The sequence below is a fragment of the Paenibacillus ihumii genome (assembly GCF_001403875.1).
GTDB classification, from domain to species: Bacteria; Bacillota; Bacilli; order Paenibacillales; family Paenibacillaceae; genus Fontibacillus; species Fontibacillus ihumii.
The window spans coordinates 1,614,933-1,628,222 of sequence record NZ_LN884299.1 but is presented as its reverse complement, the minus strand read 5'-3'; the positions used below and the strand labels follow the sequence as shown (position 1 = coordinate 1,628,222).

Below are 13,290 nucleotides of genomic sequence, written 5' to 3'. Positions count from 1 at the left end.
CTTTTGTCGAAGTTATCCGGAATTCCCTGCTCCAAGGACCTAGCGATCCCGGTGCATTAAATAATCGGCTATCTCTATCAGGCGCTCCGGACGGGGGATAGCCCCGCCTGAAATCGCTTCCCTTGCTTGTCTGGTCAGGCGGTCCACCTCGGCCCGCGACGCCTCCAGTCCGACGAAGTATGGATAAGTGACCTTCTGCTGCTTGACATCGCTCTGCGTTTTCTTGCCCAGCTTGCTCTCGTCTCCGACTAGATCAAGAATATCGTCCTGGATTTGAAAAGCGAGCCCGATCGCTCGGCCAAAGGTTTCCAAAGCCTGTAACTGCTCCGTGGAAGCTGCGGCGATGCGTCCTCCGGCCTTCAGGCAGAAGACGATCAGATCACCGGTCTTATGCTCATGGATATAGCGAAGCTGACCGAGATCGGTCATCCCCTGCTCGCCCTCCATGTCGGCCACCTGCCCGCCAACCATGCCGGCAGGGCCCGCATAGCGCGACAAATCCTCTACGATGGCCAGAGCGGCTTCGGCAGGAACGCCGTGTTTTTGACTTGCCTGAACGACGCTGTAGAAGGCGTGGGTAAGCAGGGCGTCGCCCGCCAGAATCGCCATAGCTTCACCGAACACCTTGTGATTCGTCGGCTTGCCGCGGCGATAATCGTCATCATCCATCGCCGGAAGATCGTCGTGGATCAGGGAGTACGTATGTACCATCTCTACGGCGCAGGCGACGGGCAGCGCCGCCTCGCGGCTGCCCTGGAGCGCCTCCGCCGCAGCGATGACTAGCAGCGGGCGAAGACGCTTGCCGCCCGCCATTAGGGAATAGCTCATCGCTTCCTTCAGATTGTCCGGCACATTCCAGTCCGCAGGAACGGCCTGCTGCAATTGTGATGCCATCAGGCCCGATATTTCCTCGATATATGAATGGATGTCCTGCTCCTGCTTACCCAACAGAATCACCGCTCTCTTCGATCAGTGGATCGAAGGGCTTCTTCACGATTTGTCCGTCGGCTTCCATGATCATTTCAATTTTTCGTTCGACCTGAGATAATTTGCTGCCGCATAATTGCGATAATTGCATGCCCTTCTGAAATAAGTCGATCGCCTTCTCAAGCGGCACATCGCCATGCTCCAGCTGGGACACGATATCCTCCAGCTCGTTCATCGCTTCCTCGAAGCTGTACTCGAGCTCATTCAGTTCATTCAGATTCTGCTTCTCAGTCTCCATGATCCTCACCTGCTCCCCTCATGCCCCATACCTGGCAGTCCAGCTCGCCGTCGGTAAGCTTGACTCTAACCAGGTCTCCAGGCTCTACATCATTCAGCGACTTCACCAAACGCCGCCCTTTCTCGTCGTATACAAGACTATAGCCTCTCGCCATAACCTTCAGCGGACTGAGCGCATCCAGCTGCCTGATGCCATAGGACAGCGTCTGGCTCTTCTCCTTCAAAATGCCGTTCATCGCCGCACGAAGCAGCCGCCCTGCATCCTCGTGACGCCGCTTCGTCAGCGCCAGCGTATCCTGCGGATGGTAGCGCAGCAGGCGCTGATGCAGCCTCAGCTCGGCGGCGGCGGTGGGCGTGGCGGCGCGCAGGTCGGCGACGAAATCGGCGATGGTAAAGTCCGTCTCATGGCCTACGGCCGAGATGACGGGGATAGCCGATTCGTAAATGCTTCGCGCGACCGCCTCTTCATTGAACGCCCACAGCTCCTCGAGCGAGCCGCCGCCCCGGCCGACGATGAGCACGTCGGCCTCGCCGAGCGCGTTCATCGTCCGGATCGCCTGGACGATGGACGGCGCCGCCCCCTTGCCCTGTACGAGCACAGGGTGCAGGACGACCCTCGCCTGCGGATAGCGCCGCTCCAGCGTCGTCAGAATGTCCCGGACGGCCGCGCCGGTCGGGGACGTGATGACGCCGATCACGCGCGGAAACGCAGGCAGCGGTCGCTTCCGCTGCGGCGCGAACAAGCCTTCGGCCTCCAGCTTCTGCTTCAGCTGCTCGAAGGCCAGATACAGGCTGCCAATGCCGTCAGGCTGCATCTGCGTCGCATAGAACTGATACTGCCCGTCCCGCTCGTAGACCGACACATTGCCCCGCGCAATAACGCGTGTTCCCTCCCGGGGAATAAAGGGCAGCCGCTGGTTATGCGAGGCGAACATGATGCTCTTGATCCGGCTGTCCTTGTCCTTGAGCGTAAAATACATATGTCCGCTGGAGTGATGCGTAAAGTTGGAGATTTCTCCGCGAATCCATACCTCCGAGAGCAGCGTATCCGACTCCATCTTCATCCGGATATAACGATTCAATTCCTTAATCGTATAAATCTTTTGCTCCATGGGGCCCATCCCCCCCTTTATCATTGCGGCTTAGGCAAGGCCTTGTAGCCGTTTGGCTGCAATCAGCGTATTTTGCATCAGCATCGTAATGGTCATCGGGCCGACGCCGCCCGGTACAGGCGTAATCGGTCCGGACACTTCCTTCACGCTTTCGAAATCTACGTCGCCCGCCAATTTGCCGTTATCCAGACGGTTCATTCCCACGTCAATCACGACGGCGCCGGGCTTCACATAGGTAGCATCCACAAAATTAGCCCGGCCGATCGCTACGACGAGAATATCGGCTTGTTTCGTCAACTCCTTCATGTTCGCCGTGCGCGAATGGCACATCGTCACTGTAGCATTCTCCCGCTGCAGCAGCAAGGATACCGGCTTGCCAACGATATTGCTTCGCCCGATGACGACAGCATGCTTCCCGGACATTTCGAGGCCGGTACGCTTGATCAGCTCAATGACGCCGGCAGGCGTACAGGGAAGCAGGCTGTCGTCGCCGATAACCAGATTGCCGACATTCACCGGGTGGAAGCCGTCGACGTCCTTCTCCACGGCAATCGCGTCGATGACCGCCTTCTCCTCGATATGGCCCGGCAGCGGAAGCTGGACGAGAATGCCGTGAATATTGCTCTGCCTGTTCAGCTTGTCGACGAGCCCGAGCAGCTCCCCCTGTGTTGTCGAAGCCGGCAGGCGGTGAACCTCCGAATAGAAGCCGAGATCATGGCATGCCTTCTCCTTATTACGAACATAAACCTGTGATGCCGGATCCTCGCCGACGAGAACGACGGCCAGCCCTGGCTGAAATCCCTTGCCCGCCAGGCTCTCGACCTCCTTGCGGATGTTTCCTCTGATCTCCTCGGAAACCTGCTTTCCATTAATAACCGGTGCTGTCATAGACTTCTCCCCTTATCGTATAAATTAAGTTTTGTTAAATATTAATTATGGTTCTTTAATTTCTCCAGGTCATGAATCATTTTGCCAAGCACGCCGTTGACGAATTTGCCGGACTCCTCTACGCCGAAATGCTTGGCCAGCTCAATCGCTTCGTTCACGGCAACCTTGCCAGGCACGTCATCGCGGAACACCATTTCGTACACCGCCAATCTCAGCACCTGCCTGTCCACCTTGGACAAGCGGCTAACCTGCCAGTTCTTCAAATAATCGGCCAGCATTTCGTCGATGGCCGTCTTATGCTCCCATGTACCGTTTACGAGCTCCAGCACGAAGGTCTTCGTGCGTTCGACGTCGGATAATTCGACCTCGCTCTCATTCTCGCCGGCCGCCTCCGCAATGAGCATCGATACAGCCTCTTCCGCACCGACCTCGTTCATCTCCATCTGGTACAAGCTTTGTATCGCAATTTCCCGTGCTAGTCTCCGTTTCATGTGCTTCCTCCTTAAACTCCATAGAACAACATTTGCTTCCTACTACTCATGATGAACCAAAATGCCGGGATTCTATTACACCCTCAGCAATTCGAGGCCATACTAATGCGTATCGGCTGAATTACGCATATCTTTAAAATGCGTTTAACGCGCTATTTCAAACAAAAAAAACCCGTGACATGCTCTCTCCACAAAAATGGGCAAGATAAAACACAGCTCTTTTTTCCGGAGGACAGCATATCACAGGAATCATTTAAAAGGGCGCCAGCGCGCATTCAACCAGTCCAGCAGCTCTCTCCATGGAATGAGCGGGCCCTGATCGAGATCCTTATATTTGCCGAGCGTATACCCGACAAACAGGAGTAGCGCACAAAATAACATGTTCCAAAATCCGAAAAACAGATAAATGGGAATTAGAAATAGCGCGGCTGCAGTTCCCAGCAAGCGTCCCTTGTAATCCTCCCATAATTGCTTCCAATTCATCGGGATCTTCACCCCTATTCAACCCGGCTTTTGATGACAGGAGATTGTACAAGGTTAGCTATATACACCGACACGTAGGATACAGGGATGCCCGTAATTTCCTCCACATGATCGTGCACCTGCTTCTGTACTTCCTCCGTGAGCTCCGGAATGGAAGTCTCACCGTCCACCAAAGCGCGGACCATAATTTCCAGACCTGAATCCGTAATGCGGATGCGCGTCTTCACGTCGCGAATGCCGCGAACCCGGGACGCTGCTTTGTAGGATAAATTCTCAATCGTCTCGACAGAAATCTGAATATCTCCATATTCCGTCCGCTGATCGATGGAAGGGAGCGAACTGCGATCACGCTTGATCGAGATGTAGAAGAAGCGGATGCTAAGCAGAAACAGAATGACCGCAGCGCTGACGGCAGCGATGATCCACGATCTCTCGTCGTATTCCTTCAGTTCGACAGGCACGACCTTCGTTACCAGGAGGATGGCAATCACTGATATTATTCCGATACTTACGCTGTAAATAAACAGCAGAAGTCTGTCCAAAATTTTGGGCACGGATGGGCCTCCTTAAATTATAGTAAACCCCTGACGGTGATCGTCGGGGGTTCTTAGCTAGATCATTATTTCACCCTGTGGCTCAGTTCCGTCTCTTCACTTCTCTCGGCCGCCTTGAAAATGACGTCGTGAATATGTACGTTAACCTCCACCACGGTCAGTCCGGTCATCGTTTCGATCGAACGCTTGACGTTGCGTTGAATCTCCGTTGCCACCTCCGGCAAGCGATTGCCGTATTCCACGATAACGGATACATCAACAGCCGCCTCGCGCTGTCCGACTTCAACCTTCACGCCCTTGGACAGATTCTTTCTGCCCAGCAGTTCGACAATGCCGCCCGCGAATCCGCCGCTCATGCCGGCAACGCCTTTGACTTCAACCGTAGCCAGTCCGGCGATCACTTCGATAACCTCGGGTGCGATTTGAATTTCTCCGATATCCGTACGTTCAAATTCCGTAGGCAATGTACTCATTACTCATCATCCACCTCTCAATAAGTTTGACAAAACCTCAAGACAAAGAGGCTGGCCACTTATTATAAATACTATATCATTTCAAGATCATTATGACAAACTGTCAGCGAAATCTAAATCTCATTTTCTTCCAAAAATTTAATGTCGAAATCGCCCCGGATAAATACCGGATGATCCAGCAATTTTTGATGGAACGGAATGGTCGTATGGATACCTTCAATCGCGAATTCAGCAAGCGCCCGCTTCATTTTGGCTATGGCCTCATCGCGGGTCGGCGCCCAGACGATCAGCTTGGCGATCATGGAATCATAATGCGGGGAAATCGTATATCCCGGATAGGCTCCGCTGTCCACGCGAACTCCAGGACCGCCCGGCGCAAGATAGAAGCCGATTTTGCCCGGGGACGGCATGAAATTGCGGGAAGGATCCTCCGCATTGATCCGGCACTCGATCGACCAGCCCGACAGGACGATATCCTCCTGCTTGAAGGATAGCGGATTGCCTTCCGCGACCGAGATCATTTCCTGAATCAGGTCGACTCCGGTGATCATTTCAGTCACGGGATGCTCTACCTGAATGCGCGTATTCATCTCCATGAAATAGAACTGGCCGTCCGGGCCGAGCAGAAATTCCAGCGTACCCGCCCCGGAATAATTTACAGCGAGCGCAGCCCGGACGGCTGCTTCGCCCATTTCCTGGCGTTTCTCGGGACTCAGCACCGGGCACGGGGCCTCTTCCACGAGTTTCTGGCGTCTGCGCTGCACGGAGCAGTCGCGTTCCCCTAAGTGAACAGCATTGCCATGCTTGTCGGCAATGATCTGAATTTCAACGTGCTTCATGCCCGTCAAATATTTCTCCAAATATACGCCGGCGTTGCCAAAAGCCTTCTGAGCCTCCTGCTGCGCCATCGTAATCTGCTGAATCAGCGAGGCTTCGTCCTCGGCCAGCCGGATTCCCTTCCCGCCGCCGCCAGCCGTTGCCTTGATAATGACTGGGTAACCGATATCGCGCGCGACCATAACCGCTTCATCCAAATCCTCAACCAGGCCGTCAGAGCCTGGAATCACGGGAACATTGGCGTTCTTCATCGTTTGCTTCGCCACGGATTTGTCGCCCATTTTCGTGATCGCTTCCGGGGAAGGGCCGATAAAGGTAATGTTGCACGAATCGCAGATTTCCGCGAAGTCGGCATTCTCGGCCAGGAAGCCGTAGCCCGGGTGAATCGCATCGCATTCCGTCAGCGTTGCAATACTCATCAGGTTCGTAAAATTCAAGTAGCTGTCTTTGGACAAGGTCGGTCCAATGCAATAAGCTTCATCCGCAAGACGTACATGCAGGGAGTCCTTGTCCGCCTCGGAATATACGGCCACGGTCGAAATGCCAAGCTCCCGGCAAGCGCGGATAATCCGCACGGCAATTTCCCCGCGGTTCGCAATCAATATTTTTTGAAATTTCACTGATTTCCCATCCTCCTTGGAAAGCTAGATAAGACCTTGACAAGGCCTTTTTCAACCGTAGCTTATTCCGGCTTCACCAAAAAGAGAGGCTGTCCGTATTCCACGAGCTGCCCGTTCTCTACGAGAATATCCACGATCTCGCCCTTGACTTCCGCCTCCAGCTCGTTCATCAGCTTCATCGCTTCAATAATGCAGACGGTCGTCTTCTCGCCTACCTTGTCCCCTATATTGACATAAGGGTTGGCATCCGGGGAAGAAGCTCTGTAGAATGTTCCAACCATCGGAGACACTATCTTATGTAGATTAGCATCGGCAGCGGGGCCTTCCGCGCTTTGTCCGGCAGTCTGGGCCGTGGTGTTATCCACCATAGCCGGCGGCGCTTGAAGCGGCGCTGCAGCCTGGGGAGCGCTGGCCAATACCGTTGGTTGAACGTGCACAAGCTCGCTTTTTCCTGGCTTGCGGATACACAGTCTCGTACCTTCGTTTTCGATTTCAAGCTCATGAACCGAGGTTTTATCCACCAGCTCGATCAGCTCTTTGATTTCATTCAATTTGAACATGGTTTTCTTCACTCCTTCAGCTTTTTCGCAAAGCTCGGGCCTTTTCGCATCATAACTTTATGTATTATATCACAATCAATCAAAATGGAAAGAGTCCAAGATTCCCTTGGACTCTATCGGCTTCAACTGGAAAATGAACGAATTTAATGCAACATCAAGGTTCCGATTTCATTGCGATACATACTGGACAGTGACCTTGTCCTGGGATACGCCCAGCTCCTTGATCACCATATCGACGATGCTTACGGCCTCCTTGACCTGAAGCTTGTCGCTGATCACCACAACGCGGTAGCTGTCGTTGTCCTCAGCCACTACGGCATTGGCATACTGCTGCTGAAGACGCTCCTCAATGTCGGTGATCTTAGCTTCCTTCTCTTCCAGCGCGCTCAACTGCTGCTGAGCCATCGCAGCTTCATCCAGCGATTTCTTTTCGTCGTTCATCGTCTGCAGCAGCTGCTCCGTCTTCTTGATATTCTGCTCGGCGCGGTCCATCTGATAGGCCGTCAGGGTATCTCTCGTCAAGGCGCCCTCGGACTCCAGCTTCTTCAGCACGTCTTCATCGGTAACGCCCTGCGAAGCTTTGTCCTCTGCCTTTGGCTGCTCGCTCTTCTGTTCGCTCTTCTGCTCGTTTCTTTGCTCGCCCTTCTCGCCCTTTTGCTCGCTTCGCTGCCCGCTATCGGCCGACCCCTCGGTCTGTGCCGCCTGACCGCCGGAGACATCCGTCTCCTTCTCATTCTGGACAGCCTGCTCTTCGCCATCCTGCATTTCCCCGGAGCCTTCACCTTCAGCTGCAACCTCAGAGAGAATAATGTCATCATCAGACAAGGCGCTGCCTTCAACGACGGCTTCCCCGCCCGCAGCCTGCTCCATCATCGTTACCTTCTTTCCTTCGGCAGTCTTCGGCTTGTTCGCTCCGGAATCCTCTGTAAACAAGTAATAAGCCGAGAGAATAACCATCAAACTAAGCATCGAGACGAGCCAAATTGTCTGTCTTTTCGATTTCATTGTTTTTCCTCCTAGAATCATAGTTTTGGTATTTTTCAATAAAGTGGCAACGCTTTATTGCGATTGCTTCCTCGGAACAACGGAGATCCGGTAAGCCGGAACATTTAGCCCCTTTTCCACCGCATCGACGATCAGGCTTTTGACCGTCTTGTTCTCAGCCCCCCTGGCCACGATTAGAACCCCGCGGACCTTCGGTTTGATTTTTTTAGTAATGATCGGCTTTTCGCTGCCGTCTTCTTCATTGGTAACGATTTGCCCATCCCGCGTATACTGCGTAATATGGCGCTTACCCCCGTCCTTGTCATTCTCCTCGGTCAACTGCTGCGTATCCTTCGTATTGCGGCCGATGACGAGCTCTTCCGTCGAATCGACCGTCACTAGGACGTCTACTGCGCCGACGCCGACGATTTTCTCTAGAATCTCCTTCGTCTTGTTCTCCAGCGACACCTCAATCGCATCAAAGCTGCCTTCGCCCGCTGCCTGATCGGGCAAAGCCGATGTCAGCAGCTCCTGCCCCGAAGGGGGCTCTCTCCCCGCGCCGCCGGAGTCAATTTGCTTCACGTTGGCGAAGGAGTTGAACAGCATGATCGCGACACCGATTAACCCGAGAATAATCAGCAGCCGGTACGCGTTCAGCTTCTTCTTGCCCTCCAGGCTCCGCCCGATAATAGACTCCAGCTTCTTCCACCATTTCAGCATCAACATCCCCCCTTGCTACTTCGCATCCTCTTGCAGGACAACATGGACGACCTCAGCCGGAATTCCCCAGCCGCGCGACAGAATATCAGCAATTTGGCGGCTTAGAGGGTTTGCGCCTTCATGCCCATAGCCAGAATCGCTTTCCGGAGCCAGGCCTATAATCCCCCCTGCCGTCCCCCCCTCCCTGCCGGAGGACTCCCCGCTTGCGGCCGCGATGGCGGTATCTTCTGCTCCCACAGCCTCCCGCTCCTGAGGGTTCACCTCGATAGAGACGGGCTCCACGGGCGCGATTGCGATTCGTGAGGATGTACCAGGGCTCGCCTCCTTCTGATCGTCCTTGCGGGACAGCTCCTGCTCCCGCTCCTTTGGACTCATGTACACATCTATGGATGAAATCGAGGGCTCTGCATCATCCTCTGCCGCATCCACGCGAACCACCACGCGGTCTACGGGCTGACCGGTTGCCCGCTCGATTTGATCCTTCATCCGCTTGGCCGCTTCCTCGCTGGCCCATTGAATGGCCTCCTGCTCTCTCTTCATCCTCATTTGCTCCCCTTGCCGCAATATTTCCTCGGTATCGGTACCCGCCGATTGCTGTCCGGCAGAATCTGCGCTATCCATAAAAGCCATTTCCAGCTGCCGCTCGGCATCCGGAGCAAACAGGCGCATGACCGGCGCGATCAGCGTAAGCAAAATCAGCAGGCTGATCACCAGCTTCACGTATCTCTCCATCGAACGATTAGGAAGCAGCAGATCGATGAAGGCCGCCAGAAGCACAACAAAAATGATCTCCTTCAGCCATTCCGCCAGCCAGGTCATCCAGGAATCACCACCACTTTTTCTCTATCTCATCATCACCGTTACATTCCCCGCAGTTAACGTAATCGTGATGGCAAGAAAGAACATCAATCCGACTGCTGCTAAGGCAGCGAATACATATATCATGCTCTTTCCGATCGTCTCCAGGCAGGTCACGATCGGTGTCTCTCCAAGCGGCTGCATGACCGCTGCGCTCAAATTGTAAATCAGTGCGAGCGTCAGTATTTTAATGGCGGGAAAAGCGCACAGGAACAGCAGAATAATCACTCCGACGACCCCGATCGAATTTTTGACGAGCAGCGAAGCCGAAATAACGGTGTCTGTAGCATCGGCAAATACTTTGCCAACGACTGGAACGAAATTCCCGGTCAGATACTTGGCCGTCCGCAGCGTAACGCCGTCCGCCACCGAGCCGGTAATCCCTTTTACAGAGATGACGCCAAGGAAGACGGTCAGCATCACGCCGAGCAGCGTCATACTGATCGTGCGCAGCAGATTGGCAAGCTGGGTCAGCTTGTACTTCTCGGACAGCGAGCTGACGATATGCAGAACGGCCGAGAAGAACAGCAGAGGAAATACGATCGTATGCACGACCGTTCCCACGGTATGCACCATGAACACCACGAGCGGATGCGTAACGGACACAGTCACCATATTCCCCAACGAAGCAAGCAGCGTGAACAAGAGCGGCACCATCGCCATCATGAAATCGATCATGCCCCGAATCGCGTCCGTAGCGTAGGTAATCGCGACATGGAAGCTGTTGATCGCCAATATAAGAATGACCATATAACAAATCGCATAGGCCACCTTGCTGACCTGCTTGCGTTCAAAAGCAGATTGGAATGTTTCCAGAATCGAGCTGAACACGGAGAGGAGAACGATCGTCGTCAGAATATGTCCGTTGTACAGCACCTCGTGCCACATATATTTCAGCAGTCCCGTCAACCCTGCCTTGACGCTGAAGGAGTCCCCGTTCCCATCCTGCAGCAGCATATCCATGAAGGATGGCATCTCCTGATCGGGAAAAAAACCGCCGTATTCCTTCATCAGCTGCTGCCAGTAGGTCTCCACCTGATCCGTCGGAAGCTCCTCCGCCTGCTTCTTCATCCAGCCATCTCCAGGCTCCGCAGCAGCAGCCGGCAGAGGCCACATCATAAGAAGGAAGCCCAGGATAAGCATGAGCATGGACCGCTGACGCCAATCATTTATCGTCTTATTCATCGTTTGTCTCCGTTTCGTTAAGCAGGCAGCATTTTCATTACGGTCTCAATGATGATGCTGATGATGGGAATGGCCAGAACCATAATGAGTATTTTTCCGGCCAGCTCAATTTTGGAGGCAATGCTCTCCTGGCCGGCGTCTCTGACGATTTGGGCACCGAATTCGGCAATGTAGGCAATCCCGATGATTTTCAGGATCGTTTTGAGGTAGATCATTTGCACACCGGAGGATTCAGCCAACTGCTCCAGCACCTCGATGATTCCGCCGATTTTACCTGCCAAATACATAAAGATCATGATACCGGTGGCAACCGCGATCAGAAACGCGAACATCGGCTTCTGTTCCTTGATGGTGAGGATGAGTATGGTGGCGATCAATCCCAAGCCTACGATCTGGATCATTTCCACTGCCGAATCACCTACTGGAATAAAAAGATCGATTTGATTTCCTGAAAGAGATTGTCCAGTAATCGGATAACCATAAACAGCACGACGACGAACCCGATCACGGTCACCCAGTGCGCCATGTCCTCTTTGCCCATTTGCTTCAGCACGGTGTGGATCATGGCGATAATGATGCCAATGCCTGCAATTTGAAATATGGCGTTCACTTCTAAGTTCATTGATTTGGCACCTCACGATCATTTTTGCAGTGACAATCATCGGTGATGAGAAGGTAGCCCGCGGTTAATAGAGTAAAATAACGATAAACGCCCCGCCCAGTACTCCCAAGCTTCTGGACATTTTCTCATAACGGGCCTGTTCCTCGCGCGCGGCCAGCTCCTCACTCTCCAATTGACGGACGGCTGTAGCGATATGGCCAAGTTGATTCGTCCGGTCGCTTGTCCCTAACGTGAAGGCGAGCTGAAGCAGGACTTCCTTCTCCGCAGCCTTCATGGCTGTTTGCTTCCATCCTGCCTGAACCGCATGGTGCAGGCTTTGCTGTGCCGTCCAGTTGGCCGGCGAAATCATCCCTCTGGCGGCTTCCTCGAACAGCCCTTTGATCGGCTCACTGCTCTGAAGCGCGATGCGCTGCAGAGCTTCGGGCAGCGGCGTGAATCCGTAAGCAATCTCCGTCTCCAGCCGCTTCAGCGCCAGGATGAGCCGCCGGATTTGATGGGGGCGGCTGGCATATTGTCCGGCCTTCATAAATCCGGCCAGCGTTGCCGCTAGGAGCACCAAAACAGCGCCAAGCAGCTTAACCATATCGCTCCCTGCCCTTCGCGCCGAGCTCCGAGCCGAGCCCCGAATGGTCTATCCCCCTTCGCTTGCCGTCCCACAGGCGAAAGGCTATTCCGCTCTCGCTGCGGGCAAGCACCGCGTGCATTTCAAAGAACGGAGGGTCAGCCAGCCTGGAGAGCGCCGGCCGGTAAGACAGCTCGCTCACATCCGAACCATGCGCAGTGGCAATCACCTTCACCCCTGCATGCAGGGCTTCCGCTAGAGCGTCCGCATCCTCAGGACGGCCGATTTCATCCACAATGATCACATCCGGTGACATCGAGCGCAGCATCATCATGATCCCTTCCGCCTTGGGACAGCCGTCCATCACATCGGTTCTGGGCCCAACGTCGAAGCTCGGGACTCCCCGCTTGCTTCCGGCAATTTCCGAACGCTCATCGATGATGCCGACTTTAAGGCCTGGCCACCTGGCCTCCGGATGGCCCCAGGCCCCGCTGCTGATCGCCCTGGCCAGATCGCGGATCAAGGTTGTCTTTCCCTGCTGCGGCGGTGACAATATTAGCGTATGTAGGACGGTCCTATGCTTGAAATCAAGAAGATGAGGCAGGATTCGATCACTGATGCCAAGCACCTCTCTCGCAATCCGTACGTTGAAGCCGCTAATGTCCCGAAGATGCTCTACCCTCCCTCCGCTCAGCACGGTTCTGCCGGCTAGTCCAATTCTGTGACCTCCGGCGATCGTGATGAAGCCTTTGCGCAGCTCTTCCTCCATCGTGTACAGCGAATGATTCGTTATTAAATCCAGGAGCCGGTTGCCCTCCTGCTTGCCTGGCTTATAGGCTCCCCCCGGGTCGTTCGTCAGTCCGCCCTCTGGGGTAAGGTAATAATGGCGGCCAGAGGCATTCACCTCCAAGGGGCGTCCCTCGCGAATGCGGATTTCTTCCAGCCGGGAGAATAGTGCAGGAGGCAGCTTTAGCAGCAAGGAACGGATATTGTCGGGAAATACAGTTAACCAGCTAGGGTTGCTCATCGTTTGTACCCCCAAACCTCTTTGCTTGCAGCAGATGCATAACTGCATGGCTTAGCTTGTGTTATATCTCATTTGTATGCCTGTACTTTG

18 protein-coding genes are annotated in these 13,290 nt (G+C 54.2%); all 18 read right to left on the bottom strand.

The genetic code is table 11. From position 1 onward, the window contains the following. Nucleotides 1-39 precede the first annotated feature (39 nt). Nucleotides 40-894: a polyprenyl synthetase family protein gene (locus BN2762_RS14730; protein WP_055110072.1), complete on the bottom strand. Its 855-nt coding sequence runs from the start codon at nt 892-894 to the stop codon at nt 40-42. Between the two features lie 46 nt (nt 895-940). Then, on the bottom strand, nt 941-1,225 hold the full coding sequence (gene xseB / locus BN2762_RS14725; protein ID WP_055107693.1) for an exodeoxyribonuclease VII small subunit: 285 nt from the start codon (nt 1,223-1,225) through the stop codon (nt 941-943). Next, nucleotides 1,215-2,336 (bottom strand): exodeoxyribonuclease VII large subunit, encoded by a 1,122-nt coding sequence (gene xseA / locus BN2762_RS14720; RefSeq protein ID WP_148499942.1) that lies wholly within the window; start codon nt 2,334-2,336, stop codon nt 1,215-1,217. Before xseA ends, xseB begins: the two co-directional genes overlap by 11 nt. Nucleotides 2,337-2,366: 30 nt before the next feature. Further along, on the bottom strand, nt 2,367-3,224 hold the full coding sequence (gene folD / locus BN2762_RS14715; RefSeq protein WP_055107691.1) for a bifunctional methylenetetrahydrofolate dehydrogenase/methenyltetrahydrofolate cyclohydrolase FolD: 858 nt from the start codon (nt 3,222-3,224) through the stop codon (nt 2,367-2,369). A 41-nt stretch (nt 3,225-3,265) separates the two neighbouring features. Further along, nucleotides 3,266-3,715 carry a transcription antitermination factor NusB gene (nusB, locus tag BN2762_RS14710; RefSeq protein WP_055107690.1) on the bottom strand — a complete coding sequence of 150 codons (450 nt, stop codon included), beginning with the start codon at nt 3,713-3,715 and terminating at the stop codon, nt 3,266-3,268. A gap of 249 nt (nt 3,716-3,964) precedes the next feature. Next, the gene (locus BN2762_RS14705; protein WP_055107689.1) at nt 3,965-4,198 is read right to left on the bottom strand and encodes a DUF2273 domain-containing protein; all 234 of its coding nucleotides are present in this window, start codon (nt 4,196-4,198) and stop codon (nt 3,965-3,967) included. A 14-nt stretch (nt 4,199-4,212) separates the two neighbouring features. Continuing rightward, nucleotides 4,213-4,752: an alkaline shock response membrane anchor protein AmaP gene (amaP, locus tag BN2762_RS14700; protein ID WP_055107688.1), complete on the bottom strand. Its 540-nt coding sequence runs from the start codon at nt 4,750-4,752 to the stop codon at nt 4,213-4,215. 65 nt (nt 4,753-4,817) lie between these two features. Then, a complete protein-coding gene (locus BN2762_RS14695) occupies nt 4,818-5,225 on the bottom strand; it encodes an Asp23/Gls24 family envelope stress response protein (protein ID WP_055107687.1) in 408 nt (135 codons plus the stop codon). 113 nt (nt 5,226-5,338) lie between these two features. After that, nucleotides 5,339-6,682 (bottom strand): acetyl-CoA carboxylase biotin carboxylase subunit, encoded by a 1,344-nt coding sequence (gene accC, locus BN2762_RS14690; protein ID WP_055107686.1) that lies wholly within the window; start codon nt 6,680-6,682, stop codon nt 5,339-5,341. Nucleotides 6,683-6,744: 62 nt separating this feature from the next. After that, on the bottom strand, nt 6,745-7,242 hold the full coding sequence (gene accB / locus BN2762_RS14685) for an acetyl-CoA carboxylase biotin carboxyl carrier protein (protein ID WP_055107685.1): 498 nt from the start codon (nt 7,240-7,242) through the stop codon (nt 6,745-6,747). A 168-nt stretch (nt 7,243-7,410) separates the two neighbouring features. Further along, nucleotides 7,411-8,247 carry a SpoIIIAH-like family protein gene (locus BN2762_RS14680; protein ID WP_055107684.1) on the bottom strand — a complete coding sequence of 279 codons (837 nt, stop codon included), beginning with the start codon at nt 8,245-8,247 and terminating at the stop codon, nt 7,411-7,413. Nucleotides 8,248-8,301: 54 nt separating this feature from the next. Continuing rightward, nucleotides 8,302-8,946: a stage III sporulation protein AG gene (spoIIIAG, locus tag BN2762_RS14675; RefSeq protein WP_187386531.1), complete on the bottom strand. Its 645-nt coding sequence runs from the start codon at nt 8,944-8,946 to the stop codon at nt 8,302-8,304. Nucleotides 8,947-8,961: 15 nt separating this feature from the next. Next, complete coding sequence (gene spoIIIAF, locus BN2762_RS14670; RefSeq protein WP_055107683.1) at nt 8,962-9,765, bottom strand: stage III sporulation protein AF; 804 nt, start codon at nt 9,763-9,765, stop codon at nt 8,962-8,964. Nucleotides 9,766-9,789: 24 nt separating this feature from the next. Beyond that, nucleotides 9,790-10,989 (bottom strand): stage III sporulation protein AE, encoded by a 1,200-nt coding sequence (gene spoIIIAE / locus BN2762_RS14665; protein WP_055107682.1) that lies wholly within the window; start codon nt 10,987-10,989, stop codon nt 9,790-9,792. Nucleotides 10,990-11,006: 17 nt separating this feature from the next. After that, nucleotides 11,007-11,396 (bottom strand): stage III sporulation protein AD, encoded by a 390-nt coding sequence (gene spoIIIAD / locus BN2762_RS14660; RefSeq protein ID WP_055107681.1) that lies wholly within the window; start codon nt 11,394-11,396, stop codon nt 11,007-11,009. 11 nt (nt 11,397-11,407) lie between these two features. Further along, nucleotides 11,408-11,611 carry a stage III sporulation protein AC gene (gene spoIIIAC / locus BN2762_RS14655; protein ID WP_055107680.1) on the bottom strand — a complete coding sequence of 68 codons (204 nt, stop codon included), beginning with the start codon at nt 11,609-11,611 and terminating at the stop codon, nt 11,408-11,410. 64 nt (nt 11,612-11,675) lie between these two features. Next, nucleotides 11,676-12,194, bottom strand: coding sequence for a stage III sporulation protein SpoIIIAB (spoIIIAB, locus tag BN2762_RS14650; RefSeq protein WP_055107679.1), 519 nt, complete (start codon nt 12,192-12,194; stop codon nt 11,676-11,678). Next, nucleotides 12,187-13,200 carry a stage III sporulation protein AA gene (spoIIIAA, locus tag BN2762_RS14645; protein WP_055107678.1) on the bottom strand — a complete coding sequence of 338 codons (1,014 nt, stop codon included), beginning with the start codon at nt 13,198-13,200 and terminating at the stop codon, nt 12,187-12,189. Before spoIIIAA ends, spoIIIAB begins: the two co-directional genes overlap by 8 nt. Nucleotides 13,201-13,290 lie beyond the last annotated feature (90 nt).